General features: G+C 67.6%; 24 protein-coding genes. 12 read left to right on the forward strand and 12 right to left on the reverse strand.

The features are described from left to right. Window positions 1-4: 4 nt before the first annotated feature. From G370_RS0117340 to G370_RS0117360, 5 genes are all read left to right on the forward strand, one after another. On the forward strand, window positions 5-565 hold the full coding sequence (locus tag G370_RS0117340; protein WP_019661728.1) for a hypothetical protein: 561 nt from the start codon (window positions 5-7) through the stop codon (window positions 563-565). A 32-nt stretch (window positions 566-597) separates the two neighbouring features. Next, window positions 598-1,716: a hypothetical protein gene (locus tag G370_RS0117345; RefSeq protein ID WP_019661729.1), complete on the forward strand. Its 1,119-nt coding sequence runs from the start codon at window positions 598-600 to the stop codon at window positions 1,714-1,716. A 37-nt stretch (window positions 1,717-1,753) separates the two neighbouring features. Beyond that, window positions 1,754-3,370: a hypothetical protein gene (locus G370_RS0117350; RefSeq protein WP_019661730.1), complete on the forward strand. Its 1,617-nt coding sequence runs from the start codon at window positions 1,754-1,756 to the stop codon at window positions 3,368-3,370. 54 nt (window positions 3,371-3,424) lie between these two features. After that, entirely contained in the window at window positions 3,425-4,321 is an 897-nt protein-coding gene (gene hemF, locus G370_RS0117355; protein ID WP_019661731.1) for an oxygen-dependent coproporphyrinogen oxidase, read from the forward strand. Between the two features lie 95 nt (window positions 4,322-4,416). After that, window positions 4,417-5,937 carry a hypothetical protein gene (locus G370_RS0117360; protein WP_019661732.1) on the forward strand — a complete coding sequence of 507 codons (1,521 nt, stop codon included), beginning with the start codon at window positions 4,417-4,419 and terminating at the stop codon, window positions 5,935-5,937. 43 nt (window positions 5,938-5,980) lie between these two features. Here the strand turns inward: G370_RS0117360 and G370_RS0117365 are convergent, their stop codons facing one another. Together G370_RS0117365 and polA are read right to left on the reverse strand one after the other, a co-directional pair. Continuing rightward, window positions 5,981-6,460: a DUF421 domain-containing protein gene (locus tag G370_RS0117365; protein ID WP_019661733.1), complete on the reverse strand. Its 480-nt coding sequence runs from the start codon at window positions 6,458-6,460 to the stop codon at window positions 5,981-5,983. 328 nt (window positions 6,461-6,788) lie between these two features. Beyond that, the gene (polA, locus tag G370_RS0117370; RefSeq protein WP_019661734.1) at window positions 6,789-9,563 is read right to left on the reverse strand and encodes a DNA polymerase I; all 2,775 of its coding nucleotides are present in this window, start codon (window positions 9,561-9,563) and stop codon (window positions 6,789-6,791) included. Between the two features lie 98 nt (window positions 9,564-9,661). Between polA and G370_RS0117375 the strand changes: the two genes are divergently transcribed. Beyond that, entirely contained in the window at window positions 9,662-9,946 is a 285-nt protein-coding gene (locus tag G370_RS0117375) for a DUF2782 domain-containing protein (protein ID WP_005411628.1), read from the forward strand. A 147-nt stretch (window positions 9,947-10,093) separates the two neighbouring features. On the opposite strand, the gene G370_RS0117380 is transcribed toward G370_RS0117375, so the two are convergent. From G370_RS0117380 to G370_RS0117390, 3 genes are all read right to left on the reverse strand, one after another. Beyond that, window positions 10,094-10,540 (reverse strand): universal stress protein, encoded by a 447-nt coding sequence (locus tag G370_RS0117380; RefSeq protein ID WP_005420335.1) that lies wholly within the window; start codon window positions 10,538-10,540, stop codon window positions 10,094-10,096. Between the two features lie 283 nt (window positions 10,541-10,823). Next, the gene (locus G370_RS0117385) at window positions 10,824-11,378 is read right to left on the reverse strand and encodes a hypothetical protein (RefSeq protein WP_019661735.1); all 555 of its coding nucleotides are present in this window, start codon (window positions 11,376-11,378) and stop codon (window positions 10,824-10,826) included. Window positions 11,379-11,484: 106 nt separating this feature from the next. Further along, entirely contained in the window at window positions 11,485-11,811 is a 327-nt protein-coding gene (locus tag G370_RS0117390) for a low molecular weight protein tyrosine phosphatase family protein (protein ID WP_019661736.1), read from the reverse strand. 138 nt (window positions 11,812-11,949) lie between these two features. Here G370_RS0117390 and G370_RS0117395 point away from each other — a divergent pair, with 138 nt between their 5' ends. Then, a complete protein-coding gene (locus G370_RS0117395) occupies window positions 11,950-12,660 on the forward strand; it encodes a hypothetical protein (protein ID WP_026347225.1) in 711 nt (236 codons plus the stop codon). A 106-nt stretch (window positions 12,661-12,766) separates the two neighbouring features. On the opposite strand, the gene uvrD is transcribed toward G370_RS0117395, so the two are convergent. From uvrD to rpmB, 5 genes are all read right to left on the reverse strand, one after another. Continuing rightward, window positions 12,767-14,959: a DNA helicase II gene (uvrD, locus tag G370_RS0117400; protein ID WP_019661738.1), complete on the reverse strand. Its 2,193-nt coding sequence runs from the start codon at window positions 14,957-14,959 to the stop codon at window positions 12,767-12,769. Window positions 14,960-14,968: 9 nt separating this feature from the next. Further along, window positions 14,969-16,390 carry an FAD/NAD(P)-binding protein gene (locus tag G370_RS0117405; RefSeq protein ID WP_019661739.1) on the reverse strand — a complete coding sequence of 474 codons (1,422 nt, stop codon included), beginning with the start codon at window positions 16,388-16,390 and terminating at the stop codon, window positions 14,969-14,971. A 45-nt stretch (window positions 16,391-16,435) separates the two neighbouring features. Further along, window positions 16,436-17,854: a cardiolipin synthase gene (cls, locus tag G370_RS0117410; RefSeq protein ID WP_014648869.1), complete on the reverse strand. Its 1,419-nt coding sequence runs from the start codon at window positions 17,852-17,854 to the stop codon at window positions 16,436-16,438. Between the two features lie 237 nt (window positions 17,855-18,091). After that, a complete protein-coding gene (gene rpmG, locus G370_RS0117415; protein WP_169411268.1) occupies window positions 18,092-18,259 on the reverse strand; it encodes a 50S ribosomal protein L33 in 168 nt (55 codons plus the stop codon). Between the two features lie 10 nt (window positions 18,260-18,269). Continuing rightward, entirely contained in the window at window positions 18,270-18,506 is a 237-nt protein-coding gene (gene rpmB / locus G370_RS0117420; protein WP_005411638.1) for a 50S ribosomal protein L28, read from the reverse strand. 281 nt (window positions 18,507-18,787) lie between these two features. Between rpmB and G370_RS0117425 the strand changes: the two genes are divergently transcribed. Then, window positions 18,788-20,002 carry a nucleotide disphospho-sugar-binding domain-containing protein gene (locus tag G370_RS0117425; RefSeq protein ID WP_019661740.1) on the forward strand — a complete coding sequence of 405 codons (1,215 nt, stop codon included), beginning with the start codon at window positions 18,788-18,790 and terminating at the stop codon, window positions 20,000-20,002. A gap of 13 nt (window positions 20,003-20,015) precedes the next feature. Here the strand turns inward: G370_RS0117425 and G370_RS0117430 are convergent, their stop codons facing one another. Next, window positions 20,016-20,525 carry a DNA polymerase III subunit epsilon gene (locus G370_RS0117430; protein WP_019661741.1) on the reverse strand — a complete coding sequence of 170 codons (510 nt, stop codon included), beginning with the start codon at window positions 20,523-20,525 and terminating at the stop codon, window positions 20,016-20,018. Window positions 20,526-20,580: 55 nt separating this feature from the next. Beyond that, the gene (locus G370_RS0117435; RefSeq protein ID WP_019661742.1) at window positions 20,581-21,474 is read right to left on the reverse strand and encodes a LysR family transcriptional regulator; all 894 of its coding nucleotides are present in this window, start codon (window positions 21,472-21,474) and stop codon (window positions 20,581-20,583) included. Between the two features lie 108 nt (window positions 21,475-21,582). Between G370_RS0117435 and G370_RS0117440 the strand changes: the two genes are divergently transcribed. The 4 genes from G370_RS0117440 (at window position 21,583) to G370_RS0117455 (ending at window position 25,058) form a co-directional block, all read left to right on the forward strand. After that, window positions 21,583-21,981, forward strand: coding sequence for a RidA family protein (locus tag G370_RS0117440; RefSeq protein WP_019661743.1), 399 nt, complete (start codon window positions 21,583-21,585; stop codon window positions 21,979-21,981). A gap of 232 nt (window positions 21,982-22,213) precedes the next feature. Then, complete coding sequence (locus G370_RS0117445) at window positions 22,214-22,546, forward strand: hypothetical protein (RefSeq protein WP_019337929.1); 333 nt, start codon at window positions 22,214-22,216, stop codon at window positions 22,544-22,546. Between the two features lie 56 nt (window positions 22,547-22,602). After that, a complete protein-coding gene (locus tag G370_RS0117450; RefSeq protein WP_019661744.1) occupies window positions 22,603-23,856 on the forward strand; it encodes a TolC family protein in 1,254 nt (417 codons plus the stop codon). Continuing rightward, window positions 23,853-25,058, forward strand: coding sequence for an efflux RND transporter periplasmic adaptor subunit (locus G370_RS0117455; RefSeq protein WP_019661745.1), 1,206 nt, complete (start codon window positions 23,853-23,855; stop codon window positions 25,056-25,058). The genes G370_RS0117450 and G370_RS0117455 overlap by 4 nt, the downstream gene beginning before the upstream one ends. The last annotated feature ends 3 nt before the right edge of the window (window positions 25,059-25,061 follow it).

Consider the following 25,061-nt stretch of genomic DNA (forward strand, 5'->3'; position numbering starts at 1 on the left):
CCGGATGTCAATGTCGATCCCGCCGATTCCTTCGCTGGTCCAGCCGGCCTATCACGCCTGGGTGCGCCCGATCGCACAGGCCTCGTTCTGGCTGTCACTGCTGCTCACGGTCTACTTCGTGATGCAGGGACTACTGCTGTGGCCGCTGCACAACCTTCCGATCTGGCATCTGGTTGAGAGGGAAGTGCAAGACCAGCACCTGCACAGCCTGATCTGGCTTTTGGCGCATCCGGTGGCCGCGTCGTTGATCGTCGCGCTGCTGTGCCTGGCCTCGACCCTGGCCAGCTGGGGCCTGCTGCGCGAGCGCAGCTGGGGCCTGTGGAGCTTTGTGGTGATCCTGCTGCTGAGCGCAGTGACCAACTTTGCGATCGCCGGCTGGTTGGATGTGTTCATGCGTGACGTCATCCCGTTTCTCTCCGACGACGCCCTCCTGCAGCAGGAACTCCATCTGAAACGCTGGTTGATCACGCTGACCGTGGTGGCCATGTCATTTGTGTTCCTCGGCCTGCAGGGCTGGCTGGCCTGGCGCCTGCTGCGGCCGGACATCCGCTCACGTTTCCACTGAGCCCCCCTTTTCCGCACGACAAGGACCGTCGCATGCGCTTGCAGGCTCTTCTCCCCGCACTGCTGCTGTTCGCCGCGCTGCCAGCCGGCGCCGACGCGTTGCAGTGTGGCGAATACCGCAGCGCCGATGGCGGCATGGCGCTGGTGTTCACCACCCCCAGCAGCGGCTACCACCACGCTGACGGCAGCGAGCCGCAGCCGCTGTGGGTTGATCGCAGTGCGGCGCAGACGCGCCTGGTCATGCTCGACGATGGCGTGGCGGAGCCGATCCGGATCAGTGCCGATGGCCAGCGCATCGAGGACGACGGGGTGGTGACCTACACGCTGCGCCAGTCCCGTGCCTGCACCGTCGAGCCCAGCACGATGGACGGCAGCTGTCGCGCCGCCGGCAGCCACTGCATTGCGCAGCTGCCCACGGCCTCTCCCGGCCAGGCCCAGCGCGCGTGCGGCGAAGGCGTTGGCGCGGGCTGCTCGGCGCTGTTGCGACAACTGCGCGATGGCAACGCCGCAGCCGCTGGTGACACCGGCGCCGCCCTCTTCGAGCGCCCGTCCGCCTGCCGCGAACACACGCCCGAGCATGACCCGCAGGCCTGCGAGGCGCTGACCGGTGATGCGCTGGCCACCGCGATGCAGCGGGTGGGTGAACGCCTGCAACAGGAAGACGAAGACGCACTGGATTCACCGCTTCCGGCCGCTGCACGCGATCGTCTGCAGCAGCTGTGTCTGCAGCACCGCAGTGGTCGCTTCTGCGTCGAAGTGGCCGAACAGCAGTTGATCGCGCTGGAACCCGCGTGGGCGGTGCAGGCCCTGCAGGTGGTCTGCGATGCAGGCCGCATCAGTGCCTGCGAACGCATCGCACCGCTGCGCGATCTCGGCGCGGACCTGCGCCTCGTCCCGGCCCAGCAGGTGCCGTGCGGCCGCTATCAGGCCAACAGTGGCGTGATCGACAGGCTCGACTTCGGCGATGGCGCGCGTGGCCGTCTGCATGACGGCGCGATCCACCTGCAGCAGAACGGCGAAACCCTTGTGCTGCGTCAGCTCGGCAATGGCGACCTGCTTGGTATGGATGCGCAGACGGGATATCAGCGTTACCAGCCGGTGCCCGGCACGGCACAATGCACGCCCCCGCGCGAGGGCCGTGGTTCGCCGTAGCGCCTGGAGTTTTCCGTTCGATCGTCAAGGAGACGACATGCATTCACCCGCACCGCGCCGCCGCTGGCTGGCCTGGGCGCTGCTGCTGGCCGCGCCGATGGCCGCCGCACAGTCACCGCAATGCGGCATGTTCAAAGCCGACGAAGGCAGCGGTACGCTGCGCATCAGCTCGCCAAACCGCGGCGAGCAGAAACACTTCGGCAGTGCGCCCTCTCCGGTCGCGTTCCAGCAGATCGACGGAAAGCTGCAACTGGTGAACCTGGAGTACGGCCTGCCCAGCGCGCTGCAGGTGCGCGATCGTGGCCGGACGGTCGAGGTGGATGGCACGGTCTACATCCTGCAGGCCCCTGCACAGTGCGCCGCAGCCGCCGCGCCGGCTGAAGGCAGCTGCCTGGCCGATGCGGCGGCGTGCCTGGACAACCGTCGCGAAGCCACCCCGACCGCGCTGGAATCAGGGTGCCGGGAAGGCGTGCCAGGCATGTGCCTGCAACTGGCTGATCGTTGGCACGAGGAGGCCAAACCCACGGTCGCGGCCGATCCTGCCCTGGCAAAGGCAGCGCTCGACGCCGCCCTGTCCGGCATCAAGCTCCCCGCCGCCTGTGACGACGGTGGCTTCGAACAGGGAACCGCGGCGTGTGCCGCCGCACTCGAGGCCGACCCCGCAGTGCAGGAGCAGCTGGTCAAGGCGGCGATGACGGCAGCCATGACCGAAGCCATGGTGACGATGACGGCGCCGACCGTGCCGGTGATCATTCCGGCCGAGCGGCGGCAACAGTTGTTGCGGCTGTGCCGCGAGGTATTCCATGGCGGCTTCTGCACCCGCGTGGCTGAACTTTCCTGGGAGGCAGGAGACCACTTGCAGGCGGTGCAGGCCCTGGCTGCGGCCTGCACACCCGGCAACGATACCGCCACCTGCGAGCGCCTGCCTGCGTTGCAGGCGGTGGGTGCGTCGTTGCAACCGCAGCGGGCAACGGTCCTGCCCTGCGGCAGTTACCGGTCCGACGACGGCCTGATGGACACGCTGGATTTCGGCGATGCCGGCCTGGTCGGTGTCGGCTGGAGCAGCCATCTTCGCGCGCGCGTCGAAGCGGGCGACATCCGCATCCACCACGACCGGGACGGCGACTTCGTGCTGCGCCCGCTGCCCGGCGGGCAGCTGCTGGGCCTGGATAACTGGACCCGCTTCCAGGTGTTCGTCCCCACCGGGGAGGGCCCGACCCGGTGCAGTGCGCCGAAGCAGTTCAGGGTGCTGCCACTGCCACAGGATTGCCCGCTGGCACTGACCAACGAGGACGGTGCCGACGCCTGCTGCGCGCAGGGCAAGCTGCAGGGCTGCAACATTCTCGGCAACCGTCTTGCGCTGTCCGGGCACTGGCTGCAGGCCGTCGAGCACTACACAACGGTCTGCCGTGCCGGTGTCCGCGAGGGTTGCGAGAATCTGGTCACCGCACAAGGCAACGGTGCGGAGGTGGACGCGCGTCGAATCCTGGAACAGCTGTGCAAGGCCGACCGCAGCGGCCTGCATGTGGCCTGCGACGTGCTCGAAACCCAGAACTGGGAGCTGATCACGCTGGGCGGTGCCCTGCAGAAGGCGGGTGACGAGGCGGCGGTGGACGACCTTCCGGTACCGCGCAACCCCAACCGCAAGCGCTGAGCCGGCCAGGGCCTGCCCGCAGCTTCGGGCGGGCCCTGCGGTAAAGTACGCGCCATGAACGAATTCGAGCGCGTGCGCGCCTACCTCACCGACCTGCAGGACCGCATCTGTGCGGCGATCGAGGCCGTCGATGGCCAGGCCCGCTTCCAGGAAGACCTGTGGCAGCGGGCCGAGGGCGGTGGCGGGCGCACCCGCGTGCTGCGTGACGGTGCGGTGTTCGAGCAGGCCGGCATCGGCTTCTCCGACGTGGCCGGCAGCCGCCTGCCGCCGTCGGCCTCGGCCAACCGCCCGGAACTGGCCGGCGCCTCCTGGCGCGCCACCGGCGTGTCGCTAGTATTCCACCCGCTCAACCCCTACGTGCCGACCACCCACGCGAATGTGCGCTTCTTCCAGGCGCAGCGCGACGGTGAAGTGGTGGCCAGCTGGTTCGGTGGCGGCTTCGACCTGACGCCGTTCTATCCGTTCGACGAAGACGTGCAGCACTGGCACCGGGTCGCACGCGACCTGTGTGCGCCGTTCGGCGAGGAACGCTATGCCGCGCACAAGCGCTGGTGCGACGAGTATTTCTTCCTGCGCCACCGCAATGAAACGCGTGGCGTTGGCGGCCTGTTCTTCGACGACCTGCACGGCGACTTCGAGCGCGATTTCGATTACCTGCGTGCGGTCGGCGATGGCTTCCTTCAGGCCTACCTGCCGATCGTGCAGCAGCGCAAGGACGCCCTCTATGGCGAGCGCGAACGCGAGTTCCAGCTGTACCGCCGCGGCCGCTATGTGGAGTTCAACCTGGTCTATGACCGCGGCACGCTGTTCGGCCTGCAGAGCGGTGGCCGCAGCGAGAGCATCCTGATGAGCCTGCCGCCGCGGGTGCGCTGGGAATACGGCTTCACCCCGGAAGCGGGCAGCGCCGAGGCGCGCCTGGCCGACTACCTGGTGCCGCGCGACTGGCTCTGATCTTCCGGCGCCACGCCTGACGCGTGGCGCCTTCCCCGCCTGCGGTGCGCCCCGCACCGGACAGGCCCTGCCCCACTTCTTTCAAGGATGACCCCATGCCTGCTGCTGTTTCCCTTCGCCCCCGCGCTGCGGGCTGGCGCTCCCTGCTGTTGCTTGCATTGGCCTCGGCCAGCCTGCCGGCCGCTGCGCAGTCGATGGCCTGCGGCACCTACAAGGACAGCAGCGGCAACACCACGCTGACCCTCGAGAGCGAAGGCCACGGCTTCCTGTCCGGCCCCTACCAGGCGACAGAGGAGCTGCGCATCGCCCGCCAGGAGGACGTGCTGGGTACCGGCAACCTGTCCACGGGCCAGCTGGAAAATTGGTACTTCTCGGACAACGACCGCACGATCAGCACGCCCTATCGCGAGTTCACCCGTGAGCACGCCGCCGCCTGCAAGACGATGCCGGAGCCCATCGAAGACGGTTGCGTGATGAACACCTCCGAGTGCCTGGAGGCGCTGCCGGAGGCCGCACCCGTGAAACTGCACGCCTGGTGTGCCGAGGGCGTGGGCGCAGCCTGCATGCGGTTGCTGGAGACCTACCAGCAGCGGGCCAAGGACGCAGCCCCCGCGCCTGCACGAGCCGAGCCGCCGAAACCGGAGATCTGCAAGGAGGATTCCGCATCCTTCAACGCCGAGGGCTGCCGGGCGATCGCCGAGGTGATCGGGCTGGAGATGATCGGCAAGTCCCTGCTCGGGCTGCAGCATGCGGTCGACCCTGCGTTGCCGTCGGCGCAGCTCGATGAGCTGGCCGCACTGTGCCGGCAGCAGCACGGCGAGACCTTCTGCGTCGACGTTGCCGAGGTGCTGTGGAGTGGTGGACGCCTTTCACAGGCCCACGAAGCACTGCAGCTGTCGTGCGCGCAGCGCGCGGACGGCGTGGCCTGCGGCCGCGCCAAGGCACTTGCCAGCCTGGCCACCGCACCGGCCGCTGCACTGGCCCCGGTGCCGGCCACCGCACTGCCCTGTGGCAGCTTTGAAGCCGAATACGGCGTGCTCTCGCAGCTGCGCTTCCTTGATGGCGGCCTGGTTGAGGCCGAGGGTCGCGACCAGCGCATGCGCGCGCGCCTGCAGGACGGCCGTATCTTCATCCGTCGCGATGTCGGCAGCGACTTCGTACTGCAGCCGCTGAAGAACGGAAACCTGGCCAGCGTCGACGGCGGCAACCGCTTCGCCTATTACGAGCGCAAGCCCGCCACAGGCAATGCCACCTGCACGCCGCCGGTGGCCTTCGTGGAGATCCCGCTGCCGCTGGATTGCCCGACCCTGGCCCGCAAGGACGGCGCAAAGGCCTGCTGCACCGATGGCAAGCTGCTCGGCTGCAAGGTGGCCGGCGAAGCGCTGTTCGAGTCCGAAAAATGGGCCGCGTCGCTGCCCTACTTCGAGACGCTGTGCGGCGCGGGTGTGCGCGAAGGGTGCCTGGCATTGGCAGCGGTGTATTCGCACACCGCAGACCCGAAGATCCCGCAAGCCATGGCTGCGATCTGCGCGAAGGATGGCAAAGGCACGCACGTGGCCTGTGATGTGGACGCCACCCGCAACTGGCCGGCACTGAAGGCCGAAGCTGCGCCCTGATGCCCGACACCAGTGGAGCCGGGCATGGGCCGGCTCTACAAGGTCAGGTGCTCTTCCTCGGAATGATGGTGATGTGCCCGTTGATCTCCAGCAGGGCCAGCTCCACATCCTCCACGCCCAGGCAGCCCTGCTGGCGCATGGCGGCCTCGAAATCGGCACACGTGACCGGCTCGCGACGCAGAACGGCGTCGAACAGGCGCCCATCACGCGCGATCACCACGGGTTCTCCTTCAACCAGGCGCTCGATCCGTCGGCTGCGGGTACTCACCCAGCCTACCCCATAGTTCAGCAGGATCAGGGTTGCCGCCAGCAGCAGGCCACCGCCCAGCGAGGTATCGGTGCCCAGCAGCGCGTTCTGCACCGCATTGCCCAGCAGCACCACCAGCAGCACGTCGAACGGGGTGATCTGCCCCAGCGGGCGCTTGCCACTGAGCCGCACCATGCCCAGCACCACGACGTAGACCACCACCGCACGCAGGATGAACTCCCACCACGGCATTGCCAGTGCGAACAGGTCGGGCATGGTCTTCCCCTGCGGAGCGGTGGCCCAGCGTGGCGCAGGCCATGGCGTCTGGCAACGGCGCAAATAAAAAGCCCCGCTGACCAGGGGGAGGTCAACGGGGCCGGGGAACGGGCACTTGGGGAGGAGTCCCCGTTCCGAGATCTGCTCCAGGGGATGGGAGAGATCCACAACAGGCGTTGCGCCTGTCGAGAGTTATAGAAGCACTCCGAACACTAACGGTTCGTGAAGGGGCCCAATTTAATGAACCTCGATCAGGGCAACATTCATGATCGAGTCAGAAACCTCTGACGAATGAACGAATTCACGTCGTTTTCGGCCTGAAACACCCTCAGTGTGCTTCGTCCCAGTTGTTGCCGATGCCGGTATCGACCACCAGCGGCACCCGCAGTTTGGCCGCTTGCGACATGCGCTCCACCACCTGCAAACGCAAGTCTTCAACGAAACTACTTTCGGTTTCTAAGACCAGTTCATCGTGCACCTGCAGGATCATCCGTGCCGGTGCCCCGCTGTCGCGCAGCCATTGGTCCACGTCCACCATCGCGCGCTTGATGATGTCGGCGGCGGTGCCCTGCATCGGCGCATTGATCGCCGCGCGCTCGGCACCGGCACGCAGGCCCTGGTTGCGGGCGTGGATGTCGTTCAGGTACAGGCGGCGACCGAACAGGGTCTCCACATAGCCCTGGTCGCGGGCCTGCTGGCGCATCCGCTCCATGAAGTCACGCACGCCCGGGTAGCGGCTGAAGTACAGCGCCACGTAGTCCTGCGCCTGCCCGCGGTCGATGCCCAGGTTGCGGGCCAGGCCGAAGGCGCTCATGCCGTACATCAGGCCGAAGTTGATCGCCTTGGCGGCACGGCGCTCGTTCGGGGTCACCTCTTCCAGCGTACGCCCGAACACCTCGGCGGCGGTGGCACGGTGCACGTCGGCGCCCTGCTCGAAGGCACGCACCAGACCCGGGTCCTCGGACAGGTGGGCCATGATCCGCAGCTCGATCTGCGAGTAGTCGGCGGCCAGCAGCTGGAAGCCCTCCGGGGCGATGAACGCGCGGCGGATGCGGCGGCCATCTTCGGTGCGGATCGGGATGTTCTGCAGATTGGGGTCCGACGAGGACAGGCGGCCGGTGGCGGCGCCGGACTGGTGGTAGCTGGTATGCACGCGGCCGGTGTCCGGGTTGACCATCTCCGGCAGCTTGTCGGTGTAGGTGCTGCGCAGCTTGGCCAGCCCGCGGTACTCCAGGATCACGCGCGGCAGCTCGTGCTGGTCGGCAATCGCCTCCAGTGCCTCTTCATTGGTGCTGGGCTGGCCCTTCGGGGTCTTCACCACCGCCGGCAGCTTCAGCTCGTCGAACAGCACCGCCTGCAGCTGCTTGGGCGAATCCAGGTTGAAGCTGCGCCCAGCCAGTTCGGTGGCCTTCTGCTGCGCCGCCAGCATGCGCGAGGACAGGTCCTGGCTCTGCCGGCGCAGTTCGTCGGTGTCGACCCGCACGCCGTTGGCTTCGATGCTGGCCAGCACCGGCACCAGCGGCATCTCGATGTCGCGGTACACGCTGTCCAGTGCCGGTTCGGCCAGCAGCTGCGGCTGCAGCGCGCGGTGCAGGCGCAGGGTGATGTCGGCGTCCTCGGCCGCATAGCGGCTGGCTTCGTCGATGCCCACCTGCGAGAACGGAATCTGCTTGGCGCCCTTGCCGGCCACGTCCTCGAACTTGATGGTGCTGTAGCCCAGGTAACGCAGGGCCAGCGAATCCATGTCGTGACGGGTGGCGGTGGAGTTGAGCACGAAGCTCTCGAGCATGGTGTCGTCGTGGTAGCCCTGCACGTCCACGCCGTGGCGGCGCAGCACATGCAGGTCGTACTTGCCATGCTGGCCCAGCTTCTTCTTCGCCGGGTCCTGCAGCGCCGGGCGCAGTGCGTCCAGCACCTGCTGCGCTGGCAGCTGGACCGGAGCCCCCGGGTAATCATGGCCCACCGGAATGTAGGCCGCCCTGCCCGGCTCGACCGCCAGGCTGATGCCGACCAGGCGCGCGCGCATCGCGTCCAGCGCATCGGTTTCGGTGTCGAAGCTGATCAGGTCGGCCTGCTGCAGGCGCTCGACCCAGGCCTGCAGCTGCTCGGCGGTCAGAACGGTCTCGTATTCACCCGGCGCGGACAGTGCCGGATCCAGCGTGCCGGCGGCGGGCGCCTCGACGCTGCCACGTGCGAAGCCGGCCGCGGTACCGCGCAGGCTCGGGGTGGCCTCGCTGGCCGCTGCCGGCGCCGGCACAGGCGCACCCAGTTCCTTCAGGGCCTGGGTGAAGCCGTAGCGCGTATACAGTTCGGTCAGCTCCGGCACGTCCTGCTCGCGCAGCGCCAGGCTGGTCGGGCTGGCCTCGAGCGCCAGGTCGGTGCGGATGGTCACCAGCTCGCGGTTCAGCGGCAGGCGCTCCAGCGCGGCGCGCAGGTTCTCGCCGATCTTGCCCTTCATGGTCGGCGCGGCCGCCATCACCCCGTCCAGGTGCTGGTACTCGGCCAGCCACTTGGCAGCGGTCTTCGGCCCGCACTTCTCCACGCCCGGCACGTTGTCGACCGCGTCGCCCATCAGCGCCAGCAGGTCGACGATCTGATCGGCGCGCACGCCGAACTTGTCCATCACCGCCGCGTCCGAATCCATGCGGCTGCCGGTCATGGTGTTGACCAGCTCGATGCCCGGGCGCACCAGCTGGGCGAAGTCCTTGTCGCCGGTGGAGATGGTCACCTTCAGGTCCTGCGCCAGGCCCTGCAGCGCCAGCGTGCCGATCACATCGTCGGCTTCCACGCCGGGGATGCGCAGGATGCTGATGCCCAGCGCTTCGACGATGCGGCACATCGGCTCGACCTGGCTGCGCAGCTCATCGGGCATCGGCGGGCGGTTGGCCTTGTACTGGTCGTACAGGTCATCACGGAAGGTCTTGCCGGGCGCATCGACCACGAACGCGACGTAGGCCGGGCGCTCCTTCAGCGTCGAACGCAGCATGTTGACCACGCCGAACAGCGCGCCGGTGGGCTCACCCTGTGCATTGGACAGGGGCGGCAGCGCGTGGAACGCGCGGTACAGGTAACTGGACCCGTCGATCAGGACTAATCTGCTCATGCGCCGATTCTACGCGCCCGTGCCTGCACCGCGACGACACGGCACGCACTTGGCGATGGGGCATAATCAGGGCTCTCTCCAGGCAAAGGCCCCCGCCGATGAAGACCCTGATGCTGGCTTCCCTGCTCCTGCTCGCTGGCTGCGCCAGCATGGGTGGCGCAGGTGCTCCCCCGGTGGACGTCAAGGGCGCCGATGTCTCCAAGCGCACTATGGACAACGGCGATGTCATCGAGGAATACCGTGTGTCCGGCCAGCTGCGCATGGTCAAGGTGACGCCGTCGCGCGGCGCCCCGTTCTACATGTACGACAAGAACGGCGATGGCCGATTCGACAACGACAAGGATGGCGTGTCGCCGGTGTACTGGAAGCTGTACAGCTGGTGATGTGACCGGGGTCGGATCCCTGCAACTCAGTAGATCTGCAACTCAGTAGATCCACGCCATGCGTGGATCCACCCCGGCCCCCACAAAAAACAACGCCGGCGCGCATCCTGCGGCCGGCGTCGGGTCCCCTCCCCGGGAACACTTGAATCAGCGGATGACCAGCACCGGCAGCGTGCTGCGCGCCAGCACCTCGGCGGTCTGGCTGCCCAGCAGCACGCGGGTCACGCCCCGGCGGCCATGCGAGGTCATCACGATCAGGTCGCTGTTGCGCTCGGCCGCCGTCTCGATGATGCCGTCGGCCGCGTAGCGGTCCAGCACGTGCACCGGGTTGGCGGTGATGCCCTGCTCGGCGGCCTTGGCCAGCGCCGGCTGCAGCACCTTCTGCGCGCCTTCCTCGCGGTCGGCCTTGTATTCCGGGCTGTTCATGTAGCCCACGCTCCAGCCCATGGCGTCATACATGCCGACGGCCCACGGCTCGGAAACAGTGACGATATCGACCTCGGCATTGAGGTCCTTGGCCAGCTCCAGGCCCTTGGCCAGGCCCTTGTCGGCCAGCTCGGACCCGTCAGTGGCAATCAGGATGCGCTTGTACATGGTAGGGCTCCGTGGCGATCTGCCAGATGGGAACGACACCATTACACACCGGATGTGCAGGCTGCGCCTTGAGCAGGATCAATCCGGCGTAGAGCAGCGCCCGTGCGCGCCACCCGCTTGCCCGCCCCCCCTTCTGTAGAGCCAAGCCCATGCTCGGCTGCTTCTGGCGGGAAAAGCAGCCGAGCCTGGCTATGCCGGTCGTCCTGACCGGCACCCTTCGGGCCGTCGCAAGCGACGTTGGCAGCGGCTACTGCCGCTACCTTCGGCTCTACAACAATGTCGCTCAGGCGATCTGCACCACGCGTGCGTTCTGGCACAGCGGGTAGCTGCCCACGAATTCAGCGATTGCATCGCGCATCGCCTCGAACGATTGGCCGTACATGTACAGCGCGGTCTCGGTCGGGCCCTGCCACCAGCTGCAGATCTCGCCAAGGCCATCAATGCGCTCGGACAGCTGCTCGAACACGTGGTTGGAATCGCACTGTTCGTAGACTTCGTCCGGCAGGTTCAGGCCATCCAGGTAGATGCCCAGGCCCTCGGTCACGCCGAAGCTGCGATCGGCTTCACCCGCGCCCTGGATCTTCGAGCCCTTCGGTGCACCCAGCTGCTCCAGCAGGTCGATCAGCTTGGGCACGCCATCGGCATCGACCAGCGCCACTTCGATATCGCCGTATTCGACCTCACCCAGGTCGGACATCGCCGTGCCGCCGCCGGTGATCTCGCCGACATTGGCCGCCTGCAGCAGCGCATCGAGTGGGTCCTCGAACAGTTCGTGGCGATGTTCGGGCTGCAGCCGGGCATTCAACGTCACGGTGACGTGCAGCGCGGGTTCGGTCATGGGAGCGTTCCTGAAAGAAGTGCCGCCTATTGTAGAGCCGAGCCCATGCTCGGCTGCTTTTCGCGCCAGAAGCAGCCGAGCATGGGCTCGGCTCTACAACAGCCCGTCAGCGCAGGAACGGGGTCACCTTGCGCTTGAGCAGCTCCACCAGCACCGGGTCCATGTACTCGTAGTCATCCGGGATATCCAGGCAGATCACGCGCTTCTCCTTCAGCCACGGCTTGTAGCGGCTGGACAGCCGGTTGCGGTGGGCCTTCTCCATCACGAACACCAGGTCGGCCCACTGCAGCAGCTCGGGGCTGAGCACTTCCTCGGCGTCGGCCAGCAGCCCGGCCGAGGCAGTCTCGATGCCCGGCCAATCGGCGAATACCTGCTCGGCCGTCGGGCTGCGCAGGCGGTTCTGACTGCAGAGGAAGAGCACGTTGCGGGTCATGCCGGCAGCCTAATCGGGGTCGGATCCCTTTTCCAACGGAAAAGGGCTCTGACACCAACAGGGTGCTTTCAGACAAGTTGCATGGTCGGATGACCGTTCAAGGGGCCACCATGTGCTTCTGCCACCGTCCAGATGCCCATGATCACCAAGGATGACCTGTTAACGACGTTCGGAGAGGTGGCCGAAATCCACGGCTGCTACTTCTGCAAGTACGTAGTCGCGACGTACGTACTCTATTGCTGCGTGAGGAACGCCAAGGGACATGACCTCGCGATCGCTTCCAGGAATGTCGATGATCCGGAATTCGCCACCAGCGTCGTGCTGAACGCACCGCACCATCTTTCACATGATGGGCCAACGATCTTCGAGATTCCTTCCAACGCCTATGGGTTCACTCATGCGATGGCGGTTCCCAGCACCTATCACGGGCTTCTGAATCGGATCGAGAAGCGCACGGGGCTGTTCCTATGCCTGCCGATCTTCCGGTGTGAGTTCAACGGCAACGAATCAGCAGAGGATTTCAGATGGTCCACACATCACATCGTTGACGTCAACAACTGGCATAGGACCAAGCAGCCGAAGATAAGCGTGTACTTCGACAATCCCCGCACTGGCGGCGGAACGGACAAGGACGGCGCCATCGTGAGCCTGGAGACGTTAATGGCCGAGATCGACAACCTCAACGGAGTGAACAGCGGCTTCATCGAGATCACCAACTATCGCGATGAGGTGATCGAGGTGTTGTCACCGGAGGATGGCCACTACGTATTGATCCGCAACCGTCAGGACGAAGAAGCGATGGACCGAGCGCGGTTGGTGGCAGCCGTAGAGACGTTCACCACCGGCTGACGACCGACCGCATTTGTAGAGCCGAGCCCATGCTCGGCTGGGTTTTCCCGGTACAAGCAGCCGAGCATAGGCTCGGCTCTACAGGTATCCCGCCTCCCGACGGTGATCAGATCACCGTCAGGTTGGCGTAGGCCATCACCAGCCACTTGCTGCCGGCGTCGGCGAACTCGACCTGCACGCGGGCGTGGGCGCCGCTGCCTTCGTAGTCGGTCACCATGCCTTCGCCGAACTTGGGATGGGTGACCAGCGCGCCGAGCTTGACCGGCGGTGCCTCGATCGAGGCATGGCCCATCACCCGGCTGGCGCCCATCGAGGCCGGCCGCGAGACCTGCACCTTCGGGCGCACCTCGTGCAGCAGCTCGCGCGGAATCTCGCGCAGGAAGCGCGAGGGCAGGCTGTAGTTGTCCTGGCCGTGGATGCGACGCGATTCGGCATAGCTCAGCACCAGCTTCTGGCGCGCGCGGGTGATGCCGACGTAGGCCAGGCGGCGCTCTTCCTCCAGCCGCCCGCTTTCTTCCAGCGAACGTGCGCTGGGGAACAGGCCGTCTTCCATGCCCGCCAGGAACACCAGCGGGAATTCCAGGCCCTTGGCCGAGTGCAGGGTCATCAACTGCACACCGTCCTCGCCGGCCTGCGCCTGGCCTTCGCCGGCCTCCAGCGCGGCATAGGCCAGGAACGCGACCAGCTCGTCCATGTCCTCGCCCACTTCCTCGACGTCGTCGGCGCGGCGCACGAAGCGCGACGCCACCGAGACCAGTTCGTCGAGGTTGTCGGTACGCGATTCCGAATCCAGCGAATTGCGGCTTTCCTTGCTCCAGTGCTCGCGCAGCTGCGAGCGGGCCAGCACGTGGTCCACCCGCTCGGCCAGGGTCATGTGCAGGGTCTGCGCCTGCAGCTCGTTGACCAGCCCCAGGAAGCCGGCCAGCGCATTGCGCGCACGTGCGGCCAGTGCGCTGCCCTGAGTGACCAGCATGGTCGCTTCCCACAGCGAGATGCCCTGCGCACGCGCTTCGCGGCGCACTTCGTCCAGTGTGCGGTCGCCGATGCCCCGGGTGGGCGTGTTGACCGCGCGCTCGAACGCCGCGTCATCGTTGCGGTTGGACAGCAGGCGCAGGTAAGCCAGCGCATCCTTGATTTCGGCACGCTCGAAGAAGCGCATGCCGCCATACACCCGGTACGGCACCTGTTCACTCAGCAGCGCTTCTTCCAGGGCGCGCGACTGCGCGTTGCTGCGGTAGAGCACGGCCACTTCGGTGTAACTGCCACCGTCGCGCACCCATTGGCGGGCACGCTCGACGATGTAGCGCGCCTCGTCCATCTCGTTGTACGCCGCGTACAGATCGATCGGCTCGCCGTCACCGCTGTCGGTCCACAGCTGCTTGCCGATGCGATCCGGGTTGTGCGCGATCACCGCGTTGGCAGCGCCGAGGATGTTGGCGGTGGAGCGGTAGTTCTGCTCCAGGCGGATGGTCTGCGCGCCCGGGAAATCGCGCAGGAAGCCCTGCACGTTCTCGACCTTGGCGCCGCGCCAGCCGTAGATGGCCTGGTCATCGTCACCGACCACGAACACGTGGCCGGAATCGCCGGCCAGCACGCGCACGAAGGCGTACTGGATGGCGTTGGTGTCCTGGAACTCGTCCACCAGGATCTCGCGGAAGCGGGCGCGGTAATGCGACAGCAGCGCCGGGTTGTCGCGCAGCAGTTCGTGCGCGCGCAGCAGCAGCTCGGCGAAGTCGACCAGGCCGGCGCGGTCGCAGCGCGCCTGGTACTCGATGTAGGCCTGGCGCATGGTTTCCAGCCACGCGTCGTGCGGCTCGGGCTGGATGTGCTGCGGGCGGCGGCCTTCGTCCTTCTGCGCGTTGATCCACCACGCGATCTGCTTGGGCGGGTACTTGCCGTCGTCCAGCTCCAGCGCCTGCACCACGCGCTTGACCAGCCGCAGCTGGTCGTCCGAGTCCATCACCTGGAAGCCTTCGGGCAGCTTGGCGTCCTGCCAGTGCAGGCGCAGCAGACGGTTGGCCAGGCCGTGGAAGGTACCGATCCACATGCCGCGGCTGCCATGGGGCAGCTGGGCGTCGATGCGGTGGCGCATCTCGCCGGCCGCCTTGTTGGTGAAAGTCACCGCGAAAATGCCGTGGGTCGGCACGCCATCGACTTCATGCAGCCAGGCGATGCGGTGGGTGAGTACGCGGGTCTTGCCGGAACCGGCACCGGCCAGCACCAGGTGGTGGCCGGGAGGAGCGGAGACGGCTTCGCGCTGGGCCGGGTTCAGGCCATCAAGCAGGTGGGAGACATCCATGCCCCCATTTTACGGCATCGCCGTCGCGGCTCCTGCGACCACTTCGGTGGCGAGCGCCTGCGCCTGCTGACGCAGTTCAGGCACCGCCAGGCTTTCCCACAGGCTGCCGATGCGCAGGCTGCCGAGCACGCCCAGCCGCGCCTGCGGCTGGCCACCGGCGGCGCGCAGGCGGTCGCCCGGCACCGTGCTGTCCAGGCCCAGCCCATGCGGGCCGGGGCGTGCCAGGCCCTCGGCCTGCAGCTGCTGCAGCAACGGATTGCGCAACGCGTTGGCGCGGGTCTCCACGCCGGTGGCGTTGATCACCCCGCTGATCGTCCACTGCTGTTCATTGCCGGAGGCATCGCGGCCAGACAGCTGCAACGCATCGCCTTCGCGCCAGACGCGCTGCAGGCGTGACCGATGGATGCGCAGTTGGCCGCTGTCCTGCAGGGACTGCAGCTGCGCATCCACCTCTTCGGCGATGCGGTGGCGATGTACGTCCCAGTAGCGCACCACATGGCGCAGGAAACGGCGCTGGTCGGCCGCGTCGAGGCTGCACCACAGCGCCTGCCCGTGCGGACGGATGCGGTCCATCACGCCCTGCCACGGCAGGCCGTCGGCCTGCGCCTGGCGCGCGAACCCGCGCAACGCGCGCAGGCGCTGGCGCAGGCTCATCGGCAGCAGCGCAGCCGGGTCGAACGTGGGCAGGCCGCCATGCGCATGCGGCAACGGCAGCAGCCCATGGCGCGAGATCACATGCAGCGGGCCGGTGTGACCGGCAGCAACCAGCGCCAGCACGGTGTCGGCCATGCTCAGGCCGGAGCCGACAATGGCCACGGCATGGTCGCCGGCCAGGGTCCGCACGCCGTCGTAGTCCCAGGCCTCGATCACGTCATCGGCGGGCAGTGCCTCGGCACCGGCCACCGGCAGCGGCCGCATGCTGTTGCCGGTGGCGAGCACCGCCTGTGCGGCGTGCAGCGTCTGGCCATCGCCGAGTGCCAGCTGGTAGCCGTGGTCATCCGGCTGCAGGCCCAGTACCGGCTGCACGATCACCTGCAGCTGTGCCGGGCTGGCCGCGGCGGCCTCCTGCAGGCGCTGCTGCAGGTACGCTGCAAAGTAGTGGCGGCACACGTAACGCTCGCCCAGCACCTCGCGCGCCTCGCCCGGGTAGGCGTTGGCGGCCATCAGGTAGTCGAGGAAATCGCCAGGCTGGTCGGCAAACGCACTCATCTTCGCCGCCGGCACGTTCAGCAGGTGCTCCGGCCACGGCGTGGCATAGGCGATGCCCTGCGCCAGCTGCGAAGCCGGTTCGAAGATGGCCAGCGCCAGCGGCGCCTGGGCCTGGCGCAACACCTGGATCGCCACCAGCACCCCGGCCGCACCACCACCGATGATTGCCAGGTCCAGTTCGCCATTACGCGGTGAATCAGTCATGCGCCGATTGTAGGCCATCGGCGATGACGGGCCGGATTGCCGAAGCGGGCGGTTGCCACCGTTTCACATCAACGCATCGGCCAGCCGTGCAATACCTTCGCGGCTGCGCCGCCACGTAGGGCGACTGCGCCACTGCTGCAGGTCCAGCTGCCGCGACTCGCGCAGGTAGCCATCCTCGATCGCACACAGCTGCTGCACCAGCGCACGGTCGTAGCAGACCAAGCCGATCTCGGCATTCAGTGCGAACGAGCGGATATCCATGTTGATTGAGCCGAGCACGGCGATGTCCTCGTCCACGCTCATGTGCTTGGCATGCAGGAACTGCGGCTCGTACAGCGCGATGCGCACGCCACAGCGCAGCAGTTCGTCGTAGTACGCCTCCTGCGCCCACGAGGTCAGCCGCTGGTTGTTGCTGGCCGAGAGGATCAGCTGCACCTGCACGCCGGACAACGCCGCAATGCGCAGCGCGCTGAGCGTGGCTTCGTCGGGCACGAAATACGGGGTGACCATCACCAGCCGTCGCCGCGCCAGGTGGATCAGCGCCGCCACCGCGTCGCGTGCGTTGCTGTACGGATAGGCCGGGCCGCTGGGCAGCAGCTGGGTGGCGATGTCGTCGCTGCACTCGGGCACATCGGCGATCACGTCCAGGCGCTGGCCGGTTTCCATGTACCAGTCGCTGGCGAACACCGCTTCCAGATGCGCTACCGCCGGGCCACGCACGCGCGCCACCAGCTCGCGGTTCGGGTGGCCGGGCACGAACTGCGGGCCGGCCAGGTTCTGCGAACCGACATAGGCCACTTCGTTGTCGATCACCGCTATCTTGCGGTGGTTGCGCAGGTCCATGCGCCCGCTGCGGCGCCAGCGCAGGCCACCGGGCAGCATCGCGCGCACTTCGATGTCGCGCGCCTGCAGGCGCTTGCGATAGGCGCGCAGGCCACGCTTGGCGCCTACCGCGTCGAGCAGCACGCGGCACTGCACGCCACGTGCAGCCGCACGCTGCAGGGCCTCGACGATCGCCTCGCCGACCGCGTCATCGAACATCAGGTAGTACAGCAGGTGCACGCGGTCTTCGGCCTGGTCGATATCGGCAATCAGCGTGTGCAGCGATTCGTCGTAGTCGGTCAGCAGATCGACGGCGTTGCCGTGCACCGGCATGAAGTCGCCCTGGCGCTGCACCAGCGGCACGATCTCGGCGCTGGCGGTGTCCGGCTGCGGGGTCCAGCGCAGGCGATGCTGCAGCGCCTGTTCCTCGCGGATGACCTGCGAGGCCTCGGCCTGGCGGCGGATGCGCTCACGCGAAAGCCACGGGTGGCCGAACAGCAGGTACAGCGGCAGGCCCAGCAGCGGCACGAAGCCGACCAGCAGCAGCCAGCTGCGCGCCGCACCCGGCGTGGTGCGGGTGGGAATCCAGCACAGCGCGACCAGCCGGATCAGCCAGTCGATCAGCAGCAGATACGAACCCAGCAACCACTCGAACAGCATCGCGTCGCCCGTCGGGAGGTGATGGGCCATTCTGCCCAGCAGGATTTGTAGAGTCGAGCCATGCTCGACTGCCTTTCGAACCGACGGCAGAGAGCCAGCGTGTCGACCAGGGTCGACAGCTACCGGGTGCGGGGAGAGCGTGCCGACCAACGGTCGGCACCCACCACGTGGATGCCAGGCATGAAAAAACCCGCCACAAGGGCGGGTTTCTTCGCGGGGATCAGCAATCCGTGCGGATTACTTGATCTTGCCTTCCTTGTACAGGACGTGCTTGCGCACGACCGGATCGTACTTCAGGAATTCCATCTTCCCCGGGGTGTTCTTCTTGTTCTTGTCGGTCGTGTAGAAGTGGCCGGTACCGGCCGAGGAAATCATACGGACCTTATCGCGCTTGCCTGCCATGATGCTTTACTCCTCAGACCTTTTCGCCGCGCGCACGCAGCTCAGCCAGAACGGAATCAATGCCGTTCTTGTCGATGGTGCGCAGTGCATGCGCGGAAACACGAAGCTTGACCCAGCGGTTCTCGCTGGCCACCCAGAAACGGCGCTCGTGCAGATTCGGCAGGAAACGACGACGGGTCTTGTTGTTGGCGTGCGAGACGTTGTTACCCGTCTGCACTCGCTTGCCGGAAACCTGGCATACGCGGGACATTGCGCACCTCGATAGTAGTAGTTGTCAGCCCGTAGCCCGGGCGACGGCGGCCTCGATGGTTGCCCACCACACGTCAAGAGAATCAAAGGGTTACGCTGGCGTTGGGCGGCCGGGGACGTGCTCCCGGGGGCGCCGCCCGGTAGAAAACCGGACACAGCGAGCCGCGCATTATGCACGGGTTCAAGCACTTGCGCAAGTTACCCACAGGCGGGGACTGAACCGGCAGGGCCGGGGGAACTCCGCCAACCGGCATACTGGCCCGGATCACTGCGGAGCTTTCCATGCGGCTGCTGGCCCTGACCTACGGAACCGAAGGCGATACGCGTCCGCTGGCCGTGCTCTGCCATGGGCTGATCGGCGCAGGCCACACGGTGACACTGCTGGCCGATGGCGGCACCCTGGGCAGTGCGCAGGCCCTGGATGTGCCCCACGCGGCCCTTGAGGGTGACATCCATGACGAAGTGGTCGCCCTGGTGTCGCGTGGCAACGGTGTTGCCGCCGCCAGTTCCGGTCTGGCACGGATGGCGCTGCAGCATGTCAGCGGCTGGATGCGCCAGGCCGATGCGGCTGCCGAAGGCTGCGATGCGATTCTGACCGGTGGCCTGGCGGCCTTTGTCGGCATGAGCGTGGGCGAACGCCGCGGAATGCCGGTCATCGGCACCGGCATGATCCCGCTGACCCCGACGCGGGCCTTCCGCTCTCCGTTCCTGCCACCGGGACGCTCGCCGGGCTGGTTGAACCGCGCCAGCTATGGGCTGGTCAACGGCCTGATCTGGCGCCAGTTCCGCCGGCCGATCAACGCGGCACGCCAGCAACTGGGGCAATCGCCGCGCCGCGCGTTGTGGTCCGGCCTGCCAATGCTCTATGGCATCTCGCCGCAGCTGCTGCCGCCACCGGCGGACTGGCCAGCCGACCACATCGTCTGTGGCCAATGGCGGCTACCTGATGCGCCCTGGACGCCCCCGGTCGATCTGCAGGCCTTCCTGGATGCCGGGCCGCCGCCGGTGTACCTGGGCTTTGGCAGCATGACCGGGTTTGATCGCGAGCGCGTGCTGCCGGCCCTGCTGCAGGCGCTGGCACCGCGCCGGGTGCTGCTGTTTCCGGGGTGGGCCGGGCTGCCGACGGGCGCGCTGCCAGCAGATGTGTTCGTGCTCGGCCCGACGCCACACGAAGCACTGTTCCCGCATTGCGCACTCGCCATCCACCATGGTGGCAGCGGCACCACGCATTCGGCCTGCCGCGCCGGCATTCCCTCGCTGGTGATGCCGTTCGCCGCGGATCAGTTCTTCTGGGCCGATCGCCTGCATCGGTTGGGCGTGGCACCGGCACCGTTGTCACCGAAGCGACTGGATGCAGCAACGCTGGCGGCAGCCATCACCTTCGCTGAAACCGACGCAACACGCGCACGCGCGGCAGCCCTGGGCGCGGCGATGAGCCATGAGGACGGGGTGGCATGCGGCATTGAAATGATCGAGCGCTGGGTGCGGCCGGCGTAACAGCGGCCATGCCTCAGCGCAGGTGCGGAATCACCTGCGCCAGCAGGTGTGCATCCTTCAGCGCGCCATGCAGGCCACGCGTCCCTGGAATGCGCAGGCGCTGCAGCACGTCGTCCAGCTTGTTGCCCTGACCGGGCCAACGCCCCCGCGCCAGCTTCAGGCTGCAGGTGATGCGGCAATGCTGGGCCAGCATGCCGGGGATGCTAGCCAGGCGCAGCTCGTTGTCCAGGAAGCCCACGTCGAAGGTGGCGTTGTGCGCGACCATCTCGCTGCCGCGCAGGAAGTCCAGCAGTTCGGCGGCCTTGCTGGAAAACAGTGGCTTGCCCACCAGCATCGCATCGCTGATGCCATGCACGCGCTGTGCGCCCCAATCGACCCTGCGCTGCGGCTGCAGGTAGGTGTGGAACTGGCGGCCGGTGAGCTGGCCATCGATCAGTTCGACGGCACCGATTTCGATCACCCGGTGCCCCAGGCGGTAGGAGATGCCGGTGGTTTCGGTATCCAGTGCGACGATGCGACTCATGCGTGGCGATGGTTGCTGTTGCGTGCCGCGATGATTTTCGCACGCCCGGTGTGCATCACCCCAACGCTTCCACCACCCAATCGATGAACACCCGCAGCCGCTGGCTCATGTGCCGGTTCGGCGGGAACATCACGTGCATCGGCATCGGTGGCAGCTGCCAGTCCTGCAGCAGCGGCAGCAGTTCGCCACGTGCCACATGCGGCGCGGCCATGTAGCTGGGCAGCGCGACCACACCCAGTCCCGCCAACGCGGCCGCCAGATAGGCGTTGCCGTCGTCGAAGCCGACCGCATACCGGCCCTGCACTTCTACGCGCTCCTCGCCGCGCTGCGCGCTGAACACTCTCGCCCGGCCACTACGCGGGCTGAGGAAGCCGACCATGTGATGATCAGGCCCTTCCAGCGCGCGCGGGTCGGTCGGCAGGCCGAAGCGCTGCACATAGCCCGGGCTGGCGTGGAAACCGATCGGCAGGCTCGCCAACGGTCGCGCCACCAGCGCCGGGTCGGCCGGGATGCCGCCGCGGATCACGCAGTCGACGTTGTCGGCGATGACATCGACCTCGCGGTCACTCACGCCGATATCCAGCCGGATCTCAGGGTAACGCGCCTGGAAATCCGGCAGCGCCGGCACCAGCCTCAACCGCGCATACGGCCCGGGCACGTCCACGCGCAGGCGCCCGCGCGGCTGGGTGGCCGCGTCGCCCAGCCCGCCTTCCACCTCTTCCAGCTCGGCCAGCAGGCGGGCGATGCGCGGGTAGTAGGCCGCGCCGTCGGCGGTGACGCTGACCCGGCGCGTGGTGCGGTTGAGCAGGCGCAGCCGCAGGTGTGCCTCCAGCTGCTGCACCAGCTGGGTGGCTGTGGTGCGGCTGATTTGCAGGGTCTGCGCCGCGCGGGTGAAGCTGCCGGTCTCCACCACCCGGGCAAACGCCCGCATCGCCTCGAAACGGTCCATGGCGGGCCATGATTGTTTAGAATTGGCAATCAATCTAGGCCGATCATCGCGGTTTATCCAGACAGCGCTGGCAGGGAGGATGGCGTTCTCTCCCACGGGATCTTCCCCATGTCACAGCGTGATGTCGTTTTCCCCGCCGGACGCCAAGCCCTGTACGAGCGCAACCGCTACTCGCCGGCGATCCGGTCCGATGGCTTCCTGTTCGTTTCCGGCCAGGTCGGCAGCCGCGAGGACGGTTCGCCCGAGCCGGACTTCGAAACCCAGGTGCGCCGTGCCTTCGAGAATCTCAATGCGGTGTTGGCTGCCGCCGGCTGCACCTTCGATGACGTGATCGACGTGACCGTGTTCCTGGTCGATCCGGAAACCAACTTCGAGAAGGCCTGGGCGATCGTGCCCGAGTACTGGGGCGAGGCGCCGCACCCGACCCTGACCGGTATCGGCGTGACCTGGCTGTACGGGTTCCAGTTCGAGATCAAGGTGATCGCGAAGCTGCCTGCAGACCGGTAGTGCCGGCCGCTGGCCGGCAATGTGTCGGGGGTCGAAAAGCGTGTCGACCAAGGTCGACCCCTACCGGGGGGCTGATCGTGCGACAGCAGCCGAGCGTGGGCTCGGCTCTACAGAAGCGCAGCCCGGTGGGCCGAAAGGCGTGCCCGGCCCACCTGAACGGGAGATTCCGACGTATTCCCGAAGCGGCCATTGATATTGTATCCGGCGAAAACCGCTTGCTAGCCTCCCCTTCATGCGCTGGATCACCCGCCACCTCCGTTCGACCCTGCTGATGCTGCTGATGGCGGCATTCGTGGTCGTGCCGGTGGCCGACGCCCTGGCGTGCACGGTGGAACCGCATGCCAGCACGGTGCATGTGGAATCCGCACCGGATGCCGATGGCGATACCGACGGCAAGCATGTCGGTGCCTGTGGCCACAACCACTGCCACCACTCCAACCTGAGCCTGCCGGCGCACACGATCGCCGCCTTCGGGGCGCCACTGCCGGCGCGCTGGATGAGTGCGGGCGATGCGGCGACCTATGCGGTCGCCCAGGATGAATTGACGCGTCCACCCCGGGCGTGAGTTGAGCGCGTCCCGCGATTGCGGGCTCCCGTTTCACTCACAACCGGAATCCCCCTATGTCGATCCTGACACCTCGGTCGCCGCGTGCGGCCGGGCTGGTCGTCGCCGTGTTGCTGGGCCTGGCCCCGGCGGCATCGGTGATGGCGCAAGCCGCCCCCTCCTACGACACCCTGCTTGAACGCCTGGACCAGCTGCCCGGCACTCGTGTGGGCACGGCACTGGCCGAGGCCGCCGATGCGCGCGCCGACCAGGCCCGTGCGCTACCCAATCCCTCCCTTTCCTGGTCGGCCGAAAACGCCTGGGGCTCCGGCACATACCGCGGCATGGGCAAGGCCGACACCGTACTCACCCTGTCCCAGCCGCTGGAGGTCTGGGGCCAGCGTGGCGCGCGCGTTCGTGCCGCCCGTGCCGAGGCCCAGGCGGCCAACCTGCGTGGCGCGCAGAGTCGCAGCGACGTGGCCAGCCAGCTGGCGGTGGTCTATGCACAGGCGGAAAGTGCACTGCGCCGCTACACCCTGGCCGAGGAAGCACTGTCACTGACCCGCGATGACGCCAACGCCGTCAACGCCATGGTCAAGCAGGGCCGCGAACCACAGCTGCGCGCGGTGCAAGCGCAGAGCGAAGTAGCCAATGCCATGGCGTCGCTGGATGAAGCACAGGCGTTCCGCGATGCCGCGCTGGCCCGCCTGGCCGGCACCGCGCTGCTGGATGCGCCGGTGCAGTCGATCGACAACAGCCTGCTCGACCGCGCACCGCCGCTGCCGCGCGGTGCCACCGATACCGCACTGGCAGTGCGCATTGCCGAAGCCGAAGCCGATGCGGCGAGCAAGCTGGTCGACGTGGAGCGCAAGCGCGCCCTGCCCGACCTCAGCGTCACCGCCGCACAGACCCGCTTCCGCGAAGGCGGCGAGCGTGCCTACAACCTCGGGCTCAGCCTCAGCATCCCGCTGTTCGACCGCAACCGCGGGGGCATACGCGCCGCCAATGCCGACCAGCGCGCAGCCGAAGCACGCCTGGACCAGCAGCGCCGCGACAGCGAGGCCGCACGCCTCTCCGCCGTGGCCGGACTGAAGGCGGCCGGCAGCCGCACCCGCGCCGCCGATGAAAGCGTGGTCGCCGCCGAAGAGGCGTATCGCTTGGCCCGCATCGGCTTCGACGCCGGACGCATCTCGCAGCTGGAACTGCGCAGCACGCGCAGCGCCCTTATCGCCGCCCGCGCCGCCGCCGTGGATGCGCGCCTGTCGCGCGTCGGCGCGGAAATCGATCTTGCCCGCCTGGAAGGGCGCGCGCCCTTTGTGGAGGCCCCATGACTCTCTCCCGTACTTTTCCGCTGATCGGCGGCCTCTTGCTGACCGCGCTGCTGGCCGGCTGCGCCGGCAACGCGCAGACGCCTGCCAATGAAGAACCCGCTGCGGCCAAGGCCGGCACCGACGACGGCCATGGCCACGCGCCCGGCAGCAAGGAAGCCAAGGCGGAAGCCGCCAAGGCGCCGGCTGGCGCCGACGAAGGCGTGGTGCCGCTGACCCCGGAGCAGATCAAGGCGTCCGGTATCGAGGTGGTCGCCATCGGCCGCGGTGGCGGTGGCTCGACGCGCCTGTCCGGCCGCGTCGAGCCGTCGGTGGGCGCACGTGCCTCGGTGGCGTCGACCGTTACCGGCCGCGTCGAACGCGTGCTGGTCGCACCGGGCACCGCAGTGAAGCAGAACCAGGCCCTGGCCATCGTGGTCAGTGGCGAAGCGGCGGTGTTCCGTGCCAATGCGCTGGCCGCCTCGGCCGAAGCCGAGGCCGCGCGCCTGGCCTATGGCCGCGACAAGGCGCTGGTCGACCAGGGCGTGGTCGCGCGCCAGGAGATGGAAGCCTCGCGCGCACGTTCGCTGGCGGCACAGGCCCAGGCCGCTGCCGCGCAGGCCCAGGCCGCCGCCAACGGCGCGCCCGATGCCAGTGGCCGCGTGCGCATCACCAGCCCGGTGGCCGGCATCGTCGGTAACGTGCAGGTCACTCCGGGCGGTGTGGTCGCCGCCGGCAGTGCAGTCGCCGATGTCGCCGACCCGTCGATGAACGAGCTGGTGTTCACCGCACCGCCGGCGCTGGCTGCACAGGTCACGCCGGGCATGAAGCTGGAAGTGAGTGTGCCGGGGGGCAGCTTCACCGCCACCGTCACCGGCTCGGCCGCCGATGTCCGCCAGCAGGGGGGCGTCGCGGTGATCCGCGCCACGCCGGTCGATGCGCCACTGCCGCCGGCCGGTTCGCCGGTGTCAGCCGTGGTGGTCACCGAAGGCCAGGACGGTTCGCTCAGCGTGCCCGCTGATGCGGTGCAGAACGTCGATGGCAGCAGCGCGGTGTTCGTCGCCGTCGAAGGCGGCTTCAAGGCGCAGCCGGTACTGGCCGGGCGTCGCGCCGGCGACCGTATCGAGATCCTCGGTGGGCTGACCGGCAACGAGCGCATCGTCGGTGCCAACGCCTTCCTGCTCAAGGCCGAACTGGCCAAGGGCGAAGCCGAGCACGGCCACTGAGGA

The organism is Stenotrophomonas hibiscicola ATCC 19867 (assembly GCF_000382065.1).
Classification (GTDB): domain Bacteria; phylum Pseudomonadota; class Gammaproteobacteria; order Xanthomonadales; family Xanthomonadaceae; genus Stenotrophomonas; species Stenotrophomonas hibiscicola.